This is a genomic window from Rhizobium sp. WW_1 (assembly GCF_003610155.1).
GTDB lineage: Bacteria > Pseudomonadota > Alphaproteobacteria > Rhizobiales > Rhizobiaceae > Rhizobium > Rhizobium tropici_A.
The window spans coordinates 222149-240788 of sequence record NZ_RAIN01000007.1 but is presented as its reverse complement, the minus strand read 5'-3'; the positions used below and the strand labels follow the sequence as shown (position 1 = coordinate 240788).

Below are 18640 nucleotides of genomic sequence, written 5' to 3'. Positions count from 1 at the left end.
CTCAGCAAAGAGAGGTTCCCATGCTGAAACAACTTCGTGAGAAGCGCGCAAAGCTTGTAGCTCAGATGCGCGGCATCATTGAAACCGCAGAGGCCGAAGATCGCGACCTGACTGCCGAAGAGCAGCAGAGCTTCGACGATATGCAGGCCGAAAGCTCCGCTCTCGAAAAGCGAATCAGCCGTCTTGAGGGCGTCGAAACTGTCGAAAATGCTCTCAATCAGCGTGTCGACGCTCATTCTCGCCGCAGCCCGATCGAACGTGCCGGCGGCGCAGAGGCCAGTCGCGAATTTGAGAATATGGGCCAGTTCTTGAATGCTGTTCGCTTCAATCCGAACGACCAGCGCCTGAACTTCGTCGAAGGTGTCGGCGCGGCTGGCGAGGGTGATGATCGTCGTGCTGAACAGCGTATGGACAATGACGCTCAGGGCGGCTTCATGGTCCCGCAGCAGTTCAGCCAGACCATCATGAGTGTCGAGCCGCAGGATGCGCTTGTTCGTCCGCGCGCAAACGTCATTCCGGCCGGTTCTCCTCCGGATGCCGGCATCACCATGCCGACACTCGATCAGTCGGGTGCGGCACCTGGTAATGTCTTCGGCGGCATGACCTTCGACTGGATCGAAGAGGGCGGCGACAAGCCCGAAACGGATGCAAGCCTTGGCTCCGTCAGCCTGGTTCCGAAGGAAATCGCCGGCTTCGTCACGGTCACCGACAAGCTGCTGCGCAACTGGGCAGCGTCCAGCACGTTCCTGACAAACCTCATGCGTGGTGGCGTGGCGGCGGCCGAAGACTTCGCATTTTATCGCGGTGACGGCGTCGCCAAGCCGCTCGGCGTCCTCAACGCCCCTGTGACGAAGTTCATTCACCGCGCGGCCGCAAATCAGGTCTCTTATGAGGATCTGGTTGCCATGGTGGCCGTTCTGCTGATGCGTGGTGGCTCGCCGGTTTGGTCGGCGCCGCAATCGGCTCTCCCGCAGTTCGCCACCCTGAAAGATCCGCAGGGACGTTACATCTGGCAGGCGAATGCGGTCGGCGGCTTCGCTGGCACACTGCTCGGCTATCCACTCCGCTGGAACAACCGCGCGCCTGGTCTCGGCCTGAAAGGCGATATTCTCCTTGCCGATTGGTCGAACTATCTCATCAAGGACGGTTCCGGCCCCTATGTCGCGGCTTCCGAGCACGTCAAGTTCACGCAGAACAAGACCGTGATCAAGATCTTCTGGAATGTCGATGGCGCGCCCTGGATGAATGCGCCGTTCAAGGAAGAGAACGGTTACGAGGTCTCTCCCTTCGTCGCGCTCGACGTTCCGGGCTAACCGCTCGCGTCAGGCTTGGCGCATTCAGCGCCAAGCTCCCTACCTCCCATCACCCCATCAAAGAGGATACCGCAATGCGCGATCTCGCAACTCATCTCGCCGTCAAGCGCGCCATCAGCCCGGCCGCCGCGATCACCGACAATACCCCGCTCGTTTCCGCGATCGTTGATCGCTCCGGATACGACAAGTTCATGTTTGCCATCCTGACCGGCCAGCTGGCCGATACCGACGCCACCTTTACGGTGCAGGTCGACCACGGCAATGATCCGGCTCTTGCTGATGCTGCGCCCGTTCCCGACACGCAGCTGACGGGCACCGAAGCTGCAGCCGGCTTCAACTTCAGCGCCGACGATCAGACGCGGAAGATCGGCTATGTCGGCCCGAAGCGTTACCTTCGCCTGACGATCACGCCAGCAGGCAACACGGGCAGCGCCTTCATTGCTGCCATCGCGATTCTGTCGGCTTCCCGTTACGAGTGACAGGCTCGCACTTCCCTCCCGAAAGCATACCGCCCTTGGCGGTGAACCGAGGATAGTCCCATGAGCAAAGATCTGATTGTGCTTGCCGAGTGTGTCGACAAGCGAAACGGCCGACGCTTTCAGCGTGGCGAAACCTTCGACCCGATTCCCGGCGTTGAGCAGGCGAAGCGCCTGATCATCGCCGGATGCCTTCCACAGGGCGCTTACAGGCTGGCCGTAGATGCCGAAGACGACGAAGATGATCGTCAGGATACTGAACTTCAGCAGGCGCTGAAGACAGCGCAGGACGCTGACCAAGCGGTAACCGACGCTCAGGCCACTTTTGACGCGGCCGCTGAAGATGCTAAGCCCGTCGCCAAAACGGCGCTCGACGAAGCAAAGGCAGCCGCCAAGGCGGCGCAGGCCGCCCTGAAAAAGCTGACGAAGTGAGCCAACCATGACTATTCGCGTGATCGAGCCACCGCATCCGTTTCTGACGCCAGCCGATATAGACAACGTGGATCAAGAAACGATTGATGCTGTCGTCGGCGAAATCGACGGGCCTGACGGCTGGCTGGGTCGCGCGATTGGCGCTCAAACTCTTGAATGGTCCTTTGCTGAATGGCAGGGCCGTAATTTGCTGCTGCCATGCGCGCCTGTAATCGAGATCGTCAGTGTTTCATGCACCGACACGAAGGGCGTCGAGCACACCGTTGATTCCGTCAACTACGCCAAAACGGGCGATTATTTATGGTTCAAGCCGGTCTGGCATATGCCTTCGCTTGGCTGCTATCCGGAGGCGGTTCGCATTCGCTATCGTGCCGGCTACGACAATCGTCCGGTTGCTGACGGGGGAACAGGCCCTATCCCGGCGCAGATCCGCAAGGCCGTCAAGCTGACTTGCCAGTATCTACAGGCGATCGGAAAGGACGATCTGTTTTTGCAGGTCGACGAGGTTGATGGCGTCGGCCGCAGACAATATGTCGTGTCGGAAACGGCGGCGAAGATCATTCACGATGCGGCGGAAAGGCTGCTGGGCGGGATGAGGCACTACGCATGACGCCGGCCGAAGCCATTGCCTCGCTCGATGCCAGCCTGAAGGCCAACGGCGCCCGCATCAGCGTTTATCGATACATCGGCGCGGTCGGCAAAGATGCGCCGAAAAATCAGGTGACCGACGTACCCGCCTTCGTGCGCGCCGTCAGCGCTGACCAGTTGGTCGGCAATATCGATCAAACCGGCTTGAACATCGTCCTTAGCCCGACGTTGCTGGCCGATCTCGTGCCGCTCAAAAAGGGCGACAAGCTCCTGATCGACGGCCGCGAGCGCAATATCGAGCTGGTTAAGCCGATCCACATGCAGACGACGCTGGTCCGCATCAATCTGGTGGTCATCGGCTGATGGCCGGTTTCGACGCCTTCGATCGCGAGATCAGGCTAGCTACGGCAGGACTCGAGGCGAAAGACATCAGCGCCGCCCTTGCCGCCTTCGCGCGCCAGCAGCTGGCCGATGCGATCTCGGCGGGCGCAAGCCCGGTCTATGACCTCTATGTCAACGGTCGGCCGGCACAGTCGGAAACCGAGGTGCAGGCGCCTGGTCCGATTGTCTATGAGTTTGCGCTGTGGGAACCAGTCGTAACCTTCGCACTCGACGAGCTGCGCAGCCGCTCGCCGTCAAAATCCGGACGGTTCCGCAGTTCGTTCATCGTCATTGCGCAGCAGCGCATTGTCTCGGATTACGATGGCATCCCGGCGCGCGCTGAAGTGATCATTACGAATTTCCAGCCCTATATCCGCAAGATCGAGGGCGGCTTGGGCAATGCCAAGGGCAAGCGCTACCAGGTGTTTGATGGCACCAAGCGCGCTCTCGCGCGCCGTTTCGGCAATGAGGGCCGTAACACGCAGGCCGCGTTCACCTTCGAAACGAAGTGGCTTTCCATCTCGGGAGGTGTCCACCCGGATATTCCTTATATCCTGAAGGGCCGCCAGCGGCTCGGAGCCGGCGCAAAGGCCTATGGCCGCCGCAAGGATCGCGAAGCCGGCCAGCCCATCACCTATCCCGCCGTTGTCATGAACATGGTGTTTTGATGCCTTCCGCCTTCGACGAGTTTCACGACCATCTGACTGCCTCATGGGCGGAAACGGATCTCGTTTTCGAGAATGAGAATTACGAGCTTCCGGACGTGCCGACAGAGTTTGTCTATGTCGAGTTCGTCAGCGACGGCAGCTCGCAGGATACCTTCGGCGATCCTGGTGCCAACGAATGGCTTGAGGGCTTCGGCATCTATCTTCACGTCATGACGCCGAACGGAGCCGGCAGTCAGCGGGCGCGCCAGATTGGCGGCCGCCTTGCATCATTGTTCCGCGAGCAGCCGCTTGGCGCCATGTGGTTTCGCTCGATCTCGATTGGCGCAGGCGAGCCGGGCCGCACCTTCGGCAATTACTACGCAATGACGGTGTCGATCTCGGGCGACCGACGCGACATCACTTCGCAGTTCAACCCTTAAAACTGCCCTGTAGGGCCTTCATCAGGAGACAGATCATGACCGTTGCTGACGGCTCACAGACCCGGCTTGCCTATGTGCTTGAAACCTCGCCGGGCATCATCCCCGCTACACCGGAGTGGCAGACGCTTCGCTACGTCAGCGAGACGCTTGCGCTGAACAAGCAGACCGACATTCCCGACGAGATTACGGGCGGCCGTGACGTGACTGACATCGTCGATGTCGGCCGCTCGGTGACCGGTGGCATCAATACGTTGCTGAGCTACGGCACGTTTGACGATCTTCTGGCCGGTCTTTTCTGCAATGATTGGAACGATGATGTTTTGATCAATGGTCGCATGGCAAAAACCTTTGCCTTTGAAAAGACCTTCGATCTCGGCGCCAGCAAGGCATACGACCGTTATCTTGGCGTGCGCATGAATTCGCTCGATCTCAGCTTTCAGGCAAAACAGTCGGTGACTGCCAACTGGAATGTGATGGGTCTCGACGTGGCCGATCCGGCCGCCGCGATCGTTGTCGGCGCTGCCTATCTGCCGGCGACGACGACGCCCGTTCTCAACGCGGCCCTGAATATCGGCTCGCTGGTTCTCGGCGGGATCGCCGCGTCTCCGAAACTTCAGTCGGCCAGCATCACCATCAATAACAACATTTACGCCAACGATATCATCGGCTCGTATGCGCCCTATAGCCATGGCCTTGGCCGCTTCGATTGCTCTGGCAGTGTTACCGCATTGTTCGAGAGCATCGACCAGTACAAGGCGATCATCGATCACGTGGATCTGTCGCTGGCGCTGACGCTCGGCGCCGTGGCGAACAGCCGCTACACGCTGACGCTCGAAAAGATCAAGGGCATGAACGGCAATCCGCAGGTGTCCGGTAACAATCGAGCCGTGACGCTGACAATGCCGTTTACCGCGAAATACGGCCCGACCATCGGCGCCAGCATGAAGATCGAGCGCAACGTCGCCTAACGGCGAACAAAGATCCGCACCCGACGCGGTCAATCTTCAGTGCACTGAACGGCCCGGCATTGTCGGGTGCCGGGCCACCCCTTCCGACAAAGGATTTCCATCATGGCAACTAAGACAGCAGACCTCGAAAGCTCCATCAAGGTCGTTTCACTCGCATCGCTGAAGCGAGACCAGGTGCGCGAGGAAAAGGGCGATTGGATCGAATCCGATACGCTGCCCGGCGTTTCCTACAACGTGTCTTCGCTCAACAAGACGGCTTTCACAAACGCTCGCGATCTCATGTATCAGCGTCTGAACAAGGTCTACCGCAGAAAACCCATTCCGCAGGAAGTCTTGAGGGTCGAACTCGGCAAGCTCTTCCACCTGCATATCCTGCATGACTGGAAAGGCCTTGATGTCGCTTACACGCCAGAGATTGGCCTGACGGTGCTGACTGACCCAGGCTATCGCACGGTTTTGGCTGATATTGAAAGCGCCGCAGCCCGTGTCGCGGAAATCGACATCGAGTTCGTCGAGGGTGCGTTGGGAAACTGATTAAGGCGTTTCGCGCCAGAGAGCTGCGCCAAGGGACGGCCGAAACAGATACCTGGATCGCCGAGATTGCCGCAGCTTATCCCGAAGAGGCATGGACCGAGACGGCCCTAGAAGACACAACGGATGAGGTCGAATACGAGCTATGGTTCGACCTCTACTTTCGTGCCTGGGATCGCCTTCGCTACGATCGCTTCTATGGTGCCTTTGGTGGCGAAAGCCCGATCTCATATTCGGCGGTCAGCCAATATGCTCGCGATCACAATATCGCGGACAATGATCACGAGATCTTCGTGACCTTTATGTCGGCGATAGACGCCGAATACCTCTCCATTGCTGCGGAACGTCAAAAGCAGCGGCAGCCAAGCCGCTGAGCGCTTCCGCAGCGCCCTCCCTGAAATCTGGATCATCCCATGGCCGTAGAGCTTCGCAGTCTCCGCATCTCTGCCGATTTCGATGCCGCCGCCTATGTTCGCGGCGCGCAACAGAAGGTCGCGGCTGACAAGAGCATGGTGGCGTCGAGCAACGAAGCGGCTGCAGCGGCGGTGCGCGTCTCAACCTCCAATGATGCCGTCAACATCAAGGTTTCGTCGACGGTCAGCGCCCTGGAGCGTTTGAGCCGTCAGTATGTCGACGGCTATGGTGCTGCGCAGAAGTTCAATTCTGAGTTGCTGCGGCTTGCCAAGGCGTCCGATACGGGCACGGTATCCGCCGAGCAGCTGCAGCGGATCTACACCGGCGTATCGCAGCGCTTCGGCCTTACGGCGAATGCGACCGATCTCGCCGCACGCGGCTTCACTGGCCTTGCTGCCGCGATCGATACGGTCAATGCGAGCCTGCGCGAGCAGCAGCAGGCCGCGGCCGCCGCGACACGCATCGCTGAGCTGCAGCAGAAGTTCGACCCTGCTGCCGGTGCAGCCGCACGCCTTAGCACCGAGCTGAATGATTTGGCGGAAGCCGAACGTCTCGGCGTTCAGATTGCTGGCGGGTATGAATCGGCGCTCGATCAGCTGATCAACAAATTCGATGCCGGCTCGGCCGCGATCCGCCGCCAGGCGGAAGAATACGCCGCTCTCGCCAGAGCCGCACGTCAGGCACAAGCTGCCGATCAGGTGCAGGGTCAGTTCAACCGTGTCCTGAGCGTCCGCGATCCGCAGGAATTTAGCGGCACAGCGCGCCAATCCGCATCAGTCTTCAGCGATCAGCTCGACCAGATGGACCAGCAGGCGCGCGCCAATGCGGCCGCGATGCAGTTGGCTGAGCAGGAGGCTGATCGCTACGCCAAGGCTGCAATCGACCTTCGTGGCGAGCTGGACCCCCTTTGGGCCGCACAGCGCAGACTGAACGACGAGTTGGAGCTTTACAATTCTCTGGCTGCGAAGGGGCTTATAAGCACCGAAGAGCTGGCGAAAGCGCAAAGCATGGCCCGCGCGAAAGTTACGGCAAACTCCAATCAACCTGGCAAGGGGATTTCTGACGGGGCTCAGCGTGCCAACGTTTCAAACATCGGCTTTCAGCTACAGGATATCGCGACCACGGGCGCATTCATGCCGTGGCAGACAGTAGCGCTGCAGCAGGGTCCGCAGCTTGCCTCCGCATTTTCAGGGCAGAGTGCCGGACAGGCAGTCAAATCTCTTGGCGCCGCTCTCGGCGAAGTCTTGAGCCTGTCTTCGCTTGCCGCCATCGGCTTTGCCGGCGCGGCCGCAGCTGCCATTCACTACTTCAGCACTGCATCATCCAGCGCCAAGACACTCGAAGACGCTCTGAAGGCGCAGAACGATAGTCTCAAGATCCTGAAGGAAACCTATCATCAGGTTGCTGATGCCAGCAATATTTCCCCTAATCTAGGAGGTAATAGCCGAGCTAACGCCAGCCTGCGTTACAATGATGCGGTCGCACAAGCCGTTGCCCGACAGGAGTCCAACAAGTACATCGCGCAATTGAGTGGCACTGGCGGATTTTTCTCGCCCTTGACGGGCGCCGGTACGCCTATTTCGGGACTTCAGAACCTGCAGGGCTACCAGAAAGTCTATCAGGGTCCGGTCAACGAATATTTGAACAGGATTCGAGCTGGTGGATCATCCGATCCAAATGGCCTGCATCAGTCGATCGACAGCATATATCAATCCACCGTGCGGCAGCAGCCTGATGTTGCGGCTGAACAGTGGAAGAGCGCCGCCGATGCGGCCGAAAGTTTGGTGCAGAACGCCCTTTCTGTCGACTCGACCATCAAAGTGCTTGGGGCTGACGGCAAGGAAGCAGCTCAATCCGTGAAGCCCTTTCAGGACGCCATTGTACGCCTGAAAATCGGCATTGCCGACAACCGCGCAGATTTCGCCAAGTTCGCCGAGGAGATCGAGGCCATCGGCAAGGCGACGGGCCTGACAAGGGTGGCGGACCAGATCATCGTTATGGGCAAAGACCTGAGCGACTACTATCAGGTCATGCAGCAGGTCAAGATCGAGCAGGACAGGCTGTTTAGCGATGTTGGCCCTGGTGGTCGGATCACCTCTCAGGGACCGACCAGTCGCGCCGACAATGACAATTATAGCCGATGGCTGTCTGAGCAGCAGCAGACCATGCGTCAGTCTCAGCGCAGCTTTTTGGCTGAGACGCTGAGTCTCAATGCGCGCTCGCCACAAGAGCGGCGCACCGCAGCAATGGCGCAGGCGCGTCTGGAAGTGGTGCCGGGCGAAGGCGTGCAGGCCAAGAACCAGCGCGTCAACATGGCCGGTCAATCGGCTTACATGGCGGCCTACACACAGCAAAAGGAGGCGCTCGACGATTTCGAGCGTTCGCTTCAGAAGGCCAACGATGACCAGCAATTGCAGATATCACTGATCGGCAAGAGTGGCGCCGCAGCGGAGCAGGTCCGCGCTCAATACGAGTCGATGGCGCAGCTCCGTTCAATCGCCAATCGCAATGGCGTAACGGAAGAGCAGGAATTTCAGCGGATCTTTGCCAAGCAAATCGACCTGATCAGGTCGGCATCAATTGAATATGGCAAGTTGGCCGAGTCCCGCGCCCGCACTCAGCTATCCGACAACGTCCAGTTCCAGCAAGATCAGCTTGGTCGCTCGCCGCAGCAGCGGACGATCGCCGAACAGCAGCGCTCTGCGGGCCTGCCGATTGACTTCCTTTCGCCACAGGCAAAGCAGATTGCTGACCTCGATACGGCGCAGCGACAGCGGGAGATGGATAGGCAGCGCGCCTCGTATGAAGCGCAGATCGCAACGATCGGTGCGCGCACCTCTGCCGAGCGGATCGCTGCAGCCCGAAAGACGGCCGAAGCACAAGCGGGCGACAACGACACGGAGCCGGAGAAGCGGCAGAAGGCTGATCAGGCTGAAAGCCTCGCTCGCGCACAGGAAGCGCGCCAGCTTGCCGATGCGCAGCGCGAACGGCTGCTATCGCTCAATCAGTCCGTCGCGGCGCAACAGCAGGAAGTCTCGCTGATCGGCAAGACCATCGGCGAAGCGACGGCGCTCCGGACGGCCTACGAGCTGATTTCACAGCTGCGCATGGAAGCGGCGAAGAACGGCACGCAGGTCGACGAAAAAGAGATCGAGATGATCCAGCAGAAGGCGCGCGAGCTTGGCCGCCTGGCTGAACTTTACGCCAAGGCCAGCCTGCGCAACGATCTGTCCTTTGAGCGCGACCAGCTTTTCCGCTCGGATGGCGACCAGCAGATTGCCTCGCGCCTCCGTTCGTCCGGCTTGCCTGTCGACCTGAACTCTGCCGAAGCGAACGCCATTCGCGATAACATGAAAATTCAGGAGCTGCGCGATGGCGTGAAGGGCTTCTTCAGCGATTTCCGTGATGGCTTGCTGCAGGGCGATAGCCTCGGGCAGTCCCTCGGCAATGCGATCCTGAAGGCCTTGACCAACGTTGCGACGAAGATCACGGATTCGCTATTTACCGATCTGACCAATGCGATCCTTGGGAGCGGCAAACCGGGTGGCGGCGGCCTTCTCGGCTTGCTTGGCATCGGCTCGTCTCAGCCAGCAGCAAATGACAATAAGGTTGTAGCTGACACGACGCTGAGCGCGGTTCTCGGCATCCCTGCAGCCGCAAACCAGAACTTACCCGGCAACATGAATGCTTATGGTGCTGCCATTCGCGGCATCGAGAGCGGCGGCAACTATTCGGCCCTTGGTCCTGTTCTGTCTTCCGGTGATCGGGCCTATGGTGCCTATCAGGTCATGGGCGCCAATATCCCGTCATGGACCAAGGGCGCGCTTGGCTCTTCCCTGTCGCCTTCGCAGTTCCTCGCCAGCCAGAGCGCGCAGGACGCTGTCTTTAATAAATACTTTGGGCAGTCGCTTTCGAAGTTCGGCAACCCGCAGGATGCCGCCAGTGTCTGGTTTACCGGCCGCCCCTTGGCGCAGGGTGCCGGAGCCAGCGACATCTTTGGCACGACAGGTTCGTCTTATGTCGACAAGTTCAACACCTCGCTTGGCAGGCTCGATTCCACCGTCACATCAGCGACCGGAAGCGTCGGCGGCCTTTCCTCGGCGACCGGTTCTGCTGCCGATGGCCTGACGAACTTCGGCGGCGGCCTCAATCAGTTCGGTCAGCAGCTTTCCTCTAGTATTTCCTCTGGATCTGGCGGCGGCGGTGGCGGCGGACTGTTCGGATGGGTCGGCAAGCTCTTCGGCTTTGGCGGCAGTAGCGGCGGCTTCGATATCGGTTCGGGTGCGACACCTGTTACCGGCTTCGATCCCTTTGCCGCCTACGCTGGCGCCGGTTTTGCAGGTGGCGGCTACACCGGCCCCGGTGGCAAGTTTGAGGAAGCCGGCACGGTCCATCGCGGCGAAATCGTCTGGAGTCAGGATGACATTGCGCGTTGGGGCGGTGTCGAGAATGTCGACCGCATGCGCATGGGTCGCCCTGCCTATAGCGGCATGCCGCGCTACGGCTATGCGGATGGCGGTATTGTCGGCGCACCGCCGCGGCGCTCGACGATCGGCGATGCAACAGAGCGTCACCAGCAACGGATGGAACGGTCTGCATCCGCTGTCGATGTCGGCGTGGGTGTGTCGGTCGACGAAGAAGGCAACCTCAAGGCCTACGTGAAGAGCGTATCGCGCCGCGAGGCGGAAGCAGCAAGCACCGCTGCGGTTACAGACTTTAGCCGCAACCGGATGCCGTTGCGCCTGCAGGAGATCAATCGCTCCCCGAGGAAGATCGGATGACCGTTTCCTATCCATATTCCCTGGCCTACTTCGCCGACATCCTCCGGATCTCAAGCGTGATCTGGGATGTGCAGCGCAACGACCAGTTTTCGGGAACGGGAGATGGCCGCGTTTGGCAGGCAGAGCTTGCGACACCGCTGTGGATCGGCACGGTCAGCCTGATCAAGATGGAGAACGACGCCGCCAAGCAGATCGCCGCCATGATCCGCAAGCTGCACGGCGCGCAGGAGGCGATGTTTATCTACGATCCCCTGTCGAAGTATCCGCAGTTCGATCCCGATGGCAGCATCATCGGAACGCGGGTCGTGACGATCGGGGCTGTTGCGGCGGATCTCGACGGCCTGAGCCTGCGGAACCTGCCGCCAGGCTATCGGCTCACGGTCGGCGACAAGATGCAGATTGCCTACAGCGCCAACCCGACCCGCTATGCCTTCCTTGAGGTGTCGGAAAACGTTGTTGCGGATGGACAGGGTACAACGCCGGTCTTTGGCGTCTTTCCGCATGTCTCTGCCGGCATTGCTGCCAATCTGCAGGTTACGCTGGTGAAGCCAGCGTGCCGGTGTGTCGTCGTTCCCGGCAGCCATAACCCCGGCACGGCGGCAAAGATGCATACCGAAGGCGCGGGCTTCAAGGTTATTCAGAAGAAGTAATCATGAAAAATCTAGTTCCGAATTTCACCGCAGCCCTTCAAGCTGCGCGCGATGAAGGCTTGTCGACGCGCAGCCTCGTCTATTTTTCCGTCAAGAAGTTTGACGGAACGCCGGTTGAGCTGGGCCTTTGGACCGGCGACGAGGATATCTCGATTTCCGTTGTCTCTGGCGTGACCGGCCTGGTGGTGACCAGAAACTATTACGGCAATGGGCTGGTGACCGATATCGATCCGATCCCGCGCGTTTCCGATCTGAGCATTCAGACCATCACGGTCACCCTCAGCCAGATCCCTGATGTCACGCAGCAGCTGGTGCGCGGCTACGATATCAGGCTCGGGAAGGTCGAAATTCACCGGGTTGCCCTGCATCCGAAGAGCCGGCGCCCCGTTTCCATGCCGGAACTGGAATTCATGGGCGAGATCGACGGCTCGCCCATCGATACGCCAGCTGTCGGCGAAGACGGCGGCATTGATATCCGTTGCGTGTCCGACGCCATTTCGATGCTCGAAATCAAGAATCCGCTGAAGTCATCCTATGAGGGGCAGAAGCGGCGCGGCGGCGACGAGATCGGCAAATATGCCAGCACCGTCGCCACCTGGGATATTCCATGGGGCAAAAAGAAATGATCGAAGCTCTATCCCGCCGTCCCGACTGGCGCTCCCGCATGGCTGCGGCGATCGACATCGTCAAGCATCGCTCCTTCGGCTGGCGCGACTGCGATTGCGTCTCAGGTCTTGCTGCTCCGCTGGTGACCGCCATGACCGGCGTTGACCTGTTCGCACAGCACGCCGGCCAATATACCGACGCCGACAGCGCCTATCGCCTTATGCAGGATCTTGGCTTTGACGACCTTGCCGACCTCGTCGGCAGCTTCCTGCCGGAACATGAGCATATCTCGCGTGCCTCCATGGGCGATATCGCGGCCATAGAGGTCCCGACCCGCTTCAGGCATGCGCTCGGCATCGTCGATGGCGAGCGCATTTTCGTGCTTTCGGAGACCGGCTTCGGCACGGTCGATCTGCTGACCGCCGCTCGGGCCTTCAAGGTCGGATAAATCATGAAGCTCTTCATTCTCGTCCTGAACGTCATCGGCTTCTGGCTGATGGCGGACCCGGCGCATGCCGATCCGATCATCACCATGATCGCGACCGCCATCGCAAAGGGTGGCATCGGCGCGTTTCTCATCAAGACGCTGGTTAGTACGGTCCTGACGCTCGGCGTGTCATTGCTGCAAAAGGCGATGCAGAAAAAGCCGGAGCAGGAAACCGGCGTCAAGATCGAGGTCCGCATGGGCGACGATCTGCCCATGTCGTTCCTGTTGGGCAAATACGCGACGGCCGGCAAGCGGAAATATATCAACACCTGGGGCGACGACGGCAAGACGCCGAATGCCTACCTGGTCGATGTGCTGGAGATCGGCTGCATGCCGAGCTTCGCCGGTCCGTTGGGACTGACCAGCGTCTGGTTTGATGACCAGAAATGCGGCGTCCGGTGGGATCAGCCGCACCCGGACGGTCGCGGCTATCCTGTCGTCGAGTACCGGGACCGAAAGGGCAATGATTATCTCTGGATAAAATACCTCGACGGCACACAGGGCCTCGATCCCTACCTGTTTGCCAAGTTCGGCGCAGATCCGGAGCGGCCGTGGCTGCCGTCGATGATCGGTCGCGGTTGCCAGCTTGTTATCGTGACCGCACGCTATAATTCCGATTTCTTCTCTGGCGTGCCTGCCGGCGTATTTGAGCCGCATCCATTGCCGCTTTACGACGTAAGGAAGGATTCGACCAATGGCGGCTACGGCTCGCATCGTTGGGGCGATGTCTCCACTTACGAGCCGTCCACCAACAACGCGGTGGTAGCCTACAACATCATTCGCGGCATTTATTATAATGACGAGTGGATGTTCGGCGGCCAGAACCTCGCGCCGCATCGCCTGCCGGCGTCGAACTGGATCGCCGCGGCGAATGAGTGCGATCGTCAGATTGATCTTGCGGCTGGCGGCACGGAAAACCAATTCAGGGCCGGATATGAGGTGACCGGCGATGATCAGCCGCTCGATGTCGTCGATACCTTGCGCGGCGGATGTTCAGGCCGTCTCGCGGAAAATGGCGGCATCTTCAAGATGCTCGTCGGCGGTGTCGGCTCACCGGTCTATAGCTTCACCGACAATGAGATCCTTGTCACCAAAGGGCAGAGCTACGATCCGTTCCCGACGCTGAGCGCAACCTATAATGCCGTCGAGGCAACCTATCCGGAGCCTGCCGAAAAATGGGCGATGAAGGATGCGCCCGCCCTTTATAACGCGGATCTTGAAGCTGAAGACGGCAACCGTCGCTTGCCAGTTGGCCTGAAATTTCCGTCGACGCCCTTTGCAACGCAGGTCCAGCGCCTGATGCGTGCAATGATTCTGGACTATCGGCGCTTCCGCACCCACCAGTTCTACCTGCCGCCAGAAGCCTATGCGCTGGAGGCAAACGATGTCGTCGCGTGGTCGTCGACAAGCCAGGGCTATAACAACAAGAAGTTCATCGTCGTTCAGATCGACGGTCATCCGGACACAAATCAGCTTGTCACGCTGAAAGAGGTCGACCCGTCAGATCATGATTGGAGCAAGAATTTCGAGCTGCCGACGACGATCGGCTGGACCGGCTCTATATCGGCGCCGCCACAGCCCATGCAGGGCTGGTCAGTGCAGAAGGAAATTATACGGGACGCGAACGGCGTGCCGCGCCGGCCAGCGATCCGCGTTAGCTGTACGCCGGATCTCGACGACGTTTTGCAGGTTCAGGTTACGGTCCAGCTGAAGGCAAGCGGCAACATCGTCTTTGACAGCACCTCCTATCCCTATGCCGAGCCGTTCAGCTGGCTGGTGTCGGGTGACTGGTGCCTGCCGTCGACTGCCTACCAGGTGCGCGGCAAGCTCATACCCTATACGAACCGCCCGACCCTGTTTTCCGATTGGATTGATGTCACTACGGATGACACGCGGCTGTCGATCTCGGAACTGACGGCAGACATCATCGCGGCATTTGCCAAGCTGCAGGACTGGATCAACGACGAGCTTCCGGATCAGATCCTCGAAAACGCGCAGGCGATCCTCGACGAGGTGCAGGCGCGCGTTGATGCGATTGCCTCCGAGGAATCGCAGCGGGTGGCCGGCGCCTTGGAAGCGTCGAGCCGCTATCGGGATCTGGTCAGGGAAATCGCATCGATCCGCGACTATGCCGCCGATCTCGCCAATGCATCCTATACGCAGAAGGAACAGCTTCGCCAGTCGCTGACCGCGCGCATCGGCGATGTCGTCGCCAACTTCACCGATCAGATCACGGTCGCGGTCTCGGCCAATGCCGCGCTGGCGCTTCGCGTCACGACGATCGAGGCCGGAACGGGCAGCCTGCAGGCGCAGATCACGCAGGTTGATCGGGCGCGAGCCGATGACTATCAGGCTCTGTCCGACCGCATGTCGCTGCAATCGGCCGGCACGGATAATCAGTTCGATCCGGCCGCAAATGCGCTCTGGACCTTCGACACGACCGTGCTCGGCTGGACAGGCAACGGTAATCCCACGGTCGCGAACGGCTTCCTGCGTCCAGCGGACCATGCGACTGATCCTTATGTGCTATCTCCGACTGGCCTTGGCGTCGTGGGTAATGCTTCGCGGCAGATCCGCGCCCGCATCCGCCGAACAGGCGCACCGGTTTGGGAGGGTATCGCCTGGTGGAAGGCAGCTTCCGATGCGGGATGGGATATCGCGCGCCAGCTGGTGCTGAGTGCACCTGATTTCAATCTCGACGGCGTGGCGCTGGTCACCTTCAACATGGCCTGGTCGGGAACGATCGACCAGATCCGCATCGATCTCTCGTCGGCACAAACGGCGACGGACTATTTCGAGTTCGACTGGATCGCCATCGGCTCGCCGTCGCCAGGCGCTTCGCGTGCCGAGCTGGCGGCCGAACAACAGGCGCGCGCTTCCGGCGACAGTGCCAATGCGCAGGCAATAACCTCCCTGCAGGCACAGCTTGCGACCACAAACGGGACGGTACAGGCCAACTCGACCGCGATCGGCAGCTTGAGCGGTACGGTGACCGCGCTTGGCAACACGGTGTCGGCGCAGGGGCAGTCGCTCACGTCCCTGTCGCAGACCGTCGACGGCAAAGCCAGCATCGAGAGCGTCAATCAGCTCGCCAACGATGTCGAGGCATTGGGCGGTGGCGTCGGCATAACGAGCATCGGCCAGTCGGTCGCGGCGATCCGCAACAGCCTGCTTCCGCAGTCGATGCAAGGCGTCGATCAGGACTTTGCCAACTTCCTTGACAAGATGAATGGGCAGGCGGCCGTTTCCCTTGTCGCGCAGACCCTGACATCGCAGATCACGCTGACGCAAACGAGCCTCGACATTCTATCTCAGGCCGTGACGCAGGTGCAGGCGACATTGCCGGGGCTAGCGACTTCGGCCGCCTTAACCGCGCTTACCAGCCGTGTGACGGCTGCCGAGGACTCGATCACCTCGCAATCGCAGGCGATTACGTCGATACAGGCGGCATTGCCGGGAAAAGCCGAAGCCAGCGCGCTCAATTCCCTGTCGCAGACGGTATCGCAGCAGGGGAATACCCTCTCGTCACAGGGGCAGGCCATTACCAGCCTGCAGAACTCGATCACCGGCAAGGCCGATGCATCGGCCCTGCAGAGCCTGCAGACGACGGTCAATCAGCAGGGCGTCGATATTCAGTCGGCGGCCAGTGCCTTGACGCAGGTCACGGCGACCGCCAACGGCGCGACCGCCGATGCAAAGTTCAAGATGGAAGTGGTTGCAGGGCCGGCCGGCTATACGCAGATCGGTGCGCAGGCCCGCTATGATAGCGGTTCCGGTTATAAGGCAGTCGGCTGGTATGCGCGGGTTCCCGCCGATCCGAACGCGCCGGCAGGCTTCTATGTGCAAGCCAGCCAGTTCGGCTTGATCGATAATGGAGCCGTGCCTTTCGCGGTCTCGGGCGGCGTCACCTACCTGGTCAACGCCAATATTCAATACGCAGATATCGGCACGCTGCAGGTCGGGCGCAGCAACATCCGGAGCGGGTCGATTTCGCGCGTCGACTACAATGCTCTCGGTGTCGCAGGCATTGGCACTACCAACACGCCGATTACCGGCTTGACCGCTCCCCACGGTGAAAACGTCGGCGCCTGCATCGTGCACAGCGCCTTCAGCCTTGCCGGTGACGGCGTCTACGTCAACAACGTCCAGCAGCCGGTTCAGGTCGTTATCTCGATCTGGGACAACATCAATAACGCCTACACGGCGGTCATTGAGCACAACTTTATGGGGCGCAGCCATTTCGCCCACGAGTTCAACTTCACCCCGCCGAGCTGGATCACATCGACGACCTTTCGTTTCGATGTCCGCGTCGTGTCGGGGAGCAACGTCACCGCGAACAATCGCACCATTCGTATTCTTTCCCTCTACGGAAGATAGGAGAAATCATGCCGAGCACGGTCCCGATCAATGATCTTGTTGCCCTGCAGGAACAGGCGGCGCTCGCCGAATACTACCGCAATCGAAGCCTCATTCAGGCGCAGGCAATATTCGATCTTCAGGAGCAGAATGCAGCCCTCACAAACGAGCTGCAAAGCCTCAAGGCGAGCCCTGCTGATCCTAACGCGCAGGAGATCGCATAATGGCGCTTCCCACCACCTTTAACGCCGGCACGGCCACGATTGCAGCCAATGACGTAGCGGTGACCGGGCAGAACACGACCTGGTCGACTTCGGGCATTCAGGCCGGGGATCTGTTCATGGCGGCCGGCCTGACCGTGCCGATCGCAGCCGTGAACAGCAACACCTCGCTCACGCTTGCCGATCCTTGGCCGGGTGTGGCTCGCAATACGGCAAGCTATCGCATTCAGTTCACCCCTGATGCGACCCGCGTTCTTGCCTCGACGCGCGCCGTGCTCGATGCGCTGACGAATGGCGTTCTCTATGCTATTGCCGGGTTACAGACGGCTGCTAACAAGATTGCCTATTTCACCGGCCAGGGTACGGCGGCTCTGGCGGATTTCACTGGCTTCGGGCGGTCACTGGTTGGCGCTGCGGATCAGGCTGCGGGCCGTACTGCCTTGGGGCTTGGAAGCGCGGCGGTGATGAATACCGGCACAAGCGGCGCGGCAGTCGCAAGGCTCGACGGAGCCAATATCTGGGGACAGCAGCAGGCAATATCGACCGGTGGCTATGCTCAGCTTGTTCTAAATGCAGCAGCGGGGGCGAATGGTTCGGCGCTCATGGGTCAAAAAAATGGGTCACCGCGATGGCTCTTGTACCTTTGTAATCCTGTCGCTGAGGACAACACCAACTCCGGCGCGAATTTCGAGCTGCATCGCTACGATGACGCAGGCAACTGGCTCGGGTCGCCATTTGCAATCTACCGTGCCACCGGCATCACGGCGATCACGACTCTCGCGTTAACCACCGCACTCTCTACGACATACGGCGGAACGGGCGGCAACACCCCGGCATCAGCCCGAACTGGTTTGGGACTTGGCACGGCTGCAGTGAAGAGCGTCGGCACGAGCGGGGCGAACGTTCCGCTGCTGAGCACGCTCAACACATGGGGCACAACGCAGATTATATCTCCGGGGTCGTGGGGAGGGCTTTGGGTTGACGTGCCAGGGGGAGTCGGCGGCCAGGTTATTGGTCAGCGCGGCGGTCTAAACCGTTGGGAAATTCGACTTCCAAACGAGTCACCTGAAACTGGCTCCAACGCTGGCGGTGATTTCCAGATTAACCGGTTTAGTGATGCAGGAGCGTTCATGGACAGCCCGCTCAGCATTACTCGTGCGTCCGGCATAGTTTCCTTTGGTAGCGGTCCGCGTCTTCCGTCCTTCACGGTCTCAACGCTGCCATCAGCCGCCGCGAACACGCAATGCATTGTCTACGTTTCGAACGGCACTTCCAGCAAGCGATTTGCGATTTCGGACGGCACCAGTTGGCGTTTTCCGGACGGTGCAATTGTCTCCTAGCCATCAATG

General features: G+C 60.1%; 16 protein-coding genes. All 16 read left to right on the top strand.

From position 1 onward, the window contains the following. The first annotated feature begins 20 nt into the window (after positions 1-20). The 16 genes from BJ928_RS21895 to BJ928_RS21815 all read left to right on the top strand — a co-directional run bounded on the left by BJ928_RS21895 (position 21) and on the right by BJ928_RS21815 (position 18631). Positions 21-1313 carry a phage major capsid protein gene (locus tag BJ928_RS21895; protein ID WP_047630712.1) on the top strand — a complete coding sequence of 431 codons (1293 nt, stop codon included), beginning with the start codon at positions 21-23 and terminating at the stop codon, positions 1311-1313. A 74-nt stretch (positions 1314-1387) separates the two neighbouring features. Continuing rightward, the gene (locus tag BJ928_RS21890; RefSeq protein WP_047630713.1) at positions 1388-1792 is read left to right on the top strand and encodes a hypothetical protein; all 405 of its coding nucleotides are present in this window, start codon (positions 1388-1390) and stop codon (positions 1790-1792) included. Between the two features lie 60 nt (positions 1793-1852). Beyond that, complete coding sequence (locus BJ928_RS21885; RefSeq protein ID WP_047630714.1) at positions 1853-2221, top strand: hypothetical protein; 369 nt, start codon at positions 1853-1855, stop codon at positions 2219-2221. Positions 2222-2240: 19 nt separating this feature from the next. Continuing rightward, a complete protein-coding gene (locus BJ928_RS21880) occupies positions 2241-2831 on the top strand; it encodes a hypothetical protein (protein ID WP_147413929.1) in 591 nt (196 codons plus the stop codon). Further along, positions 2828-3172, top strand: a complete 345-nt coding sequence (locus BJ928_RS21875; protein WP_047630716.1) for a hypothetical protein — start codon at positions 2828-2830, stop codon at positions 3170-3172. The genes BJ928_RS21880 and BJ928_RS21875 overlap by 4 nt, the downstream gene beginning before the upstream one ends. Beyond that, complete coding sequence (locus BJ928_RS21870) at positions 3172-3858, top strand: hypothetical protein (protein ID WP_047630717.1); 687 nt, start codon at positions 3172-3174, stop codon at positions 3856-3858. Before BJ928_RS21875 ends, BJ928_RS21870 begins: the two co-directional genes overlap by 1 nt. Further along, on the top strand, positions 3858-4277 hold the full coding sequence (locus BJ928_RS21865; RefSeq protein ID WP_047630718.1) for a hypothetical protein: 420 nt from the start codon (positions 3858-3860) through the stop codon (positions 4275-4277). Before BJ928_RS21870 ends, BJ928_RS21865 begins: the two co-directional genes overlap by 1 nt. A gap of 35 nt (positions 4278-4312) precedes the next feature. After that, positions 4313-5245 (top strand): phage tail tube protein, encoded by a 933-nt coding sequence (locus BJ928_RS21860; protein ID WP_047630719.1) that lies wholly within the window; start codon positions 4313-4315, stop codon positions 5243-5245. 102 nt (positions 5246-5347) lie between these two features. Next, positions 5348-5779 carry a hypothetical protein gene (locus BJ928_RS21855; protein WP_052227606.1) on the top strand — a complete coding sequence of 144 codons (432 nt, stop codon included), beginning with the start codon at positions 5348-5350 and terminating at the stop codon, positions 5777-5779. A 410-nt stretch (positions 5780-6189) separates the two neighbouring features. Beyond that, positions 6190-10971, top strand: a complete 4782-nt coding sequence (locus BJ928_RS21845) for a hypothetical protein (RefSeq protein ID WP_047630721.1) — start codon at positions 6190-6192, stop codon at positions 10969-10971. Next, on the top strand, positions 10968-11621 hold the full coding sequence (locus tag BJ928_RS21840) for a hypothetical protein (RefSeq protein WP_047630722.1): 654 nt from the start codon (positions 10968-10970) through the stop codon (positions 11619-11621). Before BJ928_RS21845 ends, BJ928_RS21840 begins: the two co-directional genes overlap by 4 nt. A gap of 2 nt (positions 11622-11623) precedes the next feature. Next, positions 11624-12247 (top strand): hypothetical protein, encoded by a 624-nt coding sequence (locus tag BJ928_RS21835; RefSeq protein WP_047630723.1) that lies wholly within the window; start codon positions 11624-11626, stop codon positions 12245-12247. Then, positions 12229-12675, top strand: coding sequence for a hypothetical protein (locus tag BJ928_RS21830; RefSeq protein WP_245432457.1), 447 nt, complete (start codon positions 12229-12231; stop codon positions 12673-12675). The genes BJ928_RS21835 and BJ928_RS21830 overlap by 19 nt, the downstream gene beginning before the upstream one ends. 3 nt (positions 12676-12678) lie before the next feature. Continuing rightward, positions 12679-17091 (top strand): hypothetical protein, encoded by a 4413-nt coding sequence (locus tag BJ928_RS21825; RefSeq protein ID WP_052227607.1) that lies wholly within the window; start codon positions 12679-12681, stop codon positions 17089-17091. An 8-nt stretch (positions 17092-17099) separates the two neighbouring features. Next, positions 17100-17294, top strand: a complete 195-nt coding sequence (locus BJ928_RS21820) for a hypothetical protein (RefSeq protein ID WP_047630725.1) — start codon at positions 17100-17102, stop codon at positions 17292-17294. Continuing rightward, positions 17294-18631, top strand: a complete 1338-nt coding sequence (locus BJ928_RS21815) for a hypothetical protein (RefSeq protein ID WP_052227608.1) — start codon at positions 17294-17296, stop codon at positions 18629-18631. Before BJ928_RS21820 ends, BJ928_RS21815 begins: the two co-directional genes overlap by 1 nt. Positions 18632-18640 lie beyond the last annotated feature (9 nt).

Excerpts from the sequence above, each read along its gene's own strand:
- BJ928_RS21855 (WP_052227606.1), top strand. The coding sequence starts at position 5,348 with ATGGCAACTAAGACAGCAGACCTCGAAAGCTCCATCAAGGTCGTTTCA.
- BJ928_RS21845 (WP_047630721.1), top strand. The coding sequence starts at position 6,190 with ATGGCCGTAGAGCTTCGCAGTCTCCGCATCTCTGCCGATTTCGATGCC.
- BJ928_RS21860 (WP_047630719.1), top strand. The coding sequence starts at position 4,313 with ATGACCGTTGCTGACGGCTCACAGACCCGGCTTGCCTATGTGCTTGAA.
- BJ928_RS21820 (WP_047630725.1), top strand. The coding sequence starts at position 17,100 with ATGCCGAGCACGGTCCCGATCAATGATCTTGTTGCCCTGCAGGAACAG.
- BJ928_RS21895 (WP_047630712.1), top strand. The coding sequence starts at position 21 with ATGCTGAAACAACTTCGTGAGAAGCGCGCAAAGCTTGTAGCTCAGATG.
- BJ928_RS21890 (WP_047630713.1), top strand. The coding sequence starts at position 1,388 with ATGCGCGATCTCGCAACTCATCTCGCCGTCAAGCGCGCCATCAGCCCG.
- BJ928_RS21815 (WP_052227608.1), top strand. The coding sequence starts at position 17,294 with ATGGCGCTTCCCACCACCTTTAACGCCGGCACGGCCACGATTGCAGCC.
- BJ928_RS21840 (WP_047630722.1), top strand. The coding sequence starts at position 10,968 with ATGACCGTTTCCTATCCATATTCCCTGGCCTACTTCGCCGACATCCTC.
- BJ928_RS21835 (WP_047630723.1), top strand. The coding sequence starts at position 11,624 with ATGAAAAATCTAGTTCCGAATTTCACCGCAGCCCTTCAAGCTGCGCGC.
- BJ928_RS21830 (WP_245432457.1), top strand. The coding sequence starts at position 12,229 with ATGGGGCAAAAAGAAATGATCGAAGCTCTATCCCGCCGTCCCGACTGG.
- BJ928_RS21865 (WP_047630718.1), top strand. The coding sequence starts at position 3,858 with ATGCCTTCCGCCTTCGACGAGTTTCACGACCATCTGACTGCCTCATGG.
- BJ928_RS21885 (WP_047630714.1), top strand. The coding sequence starts at position 1,853 with ATGAGCAAAGATCTGATTGTGCTTGCCGAGTGTGTCGACAAGCGAAAC.
- BJ928_RS21875 (WP_047630716.1), top strand. The coding sequence starts at position 2,828 with ATGACGCCGGCCGAAGCCATTGCCTCGCTCGATGCCAGCCTGAAGGCC.
- BJ928_RS21870 (WP_047630717.1), top strand. The coding sequence starts at position 3,172 with ATGGCCGGTTTCGACGCCTTCGATCGCGAGATCAGGCTAGCTACGGCA.
- BJ928_RS21825 (WP_052227607.1), top strand. The coding sequence starts at position 12,679 with ATGAAGCTCTTCATTCTCGTCCTGAACGTCATCGGCTTCTGGCTGATG.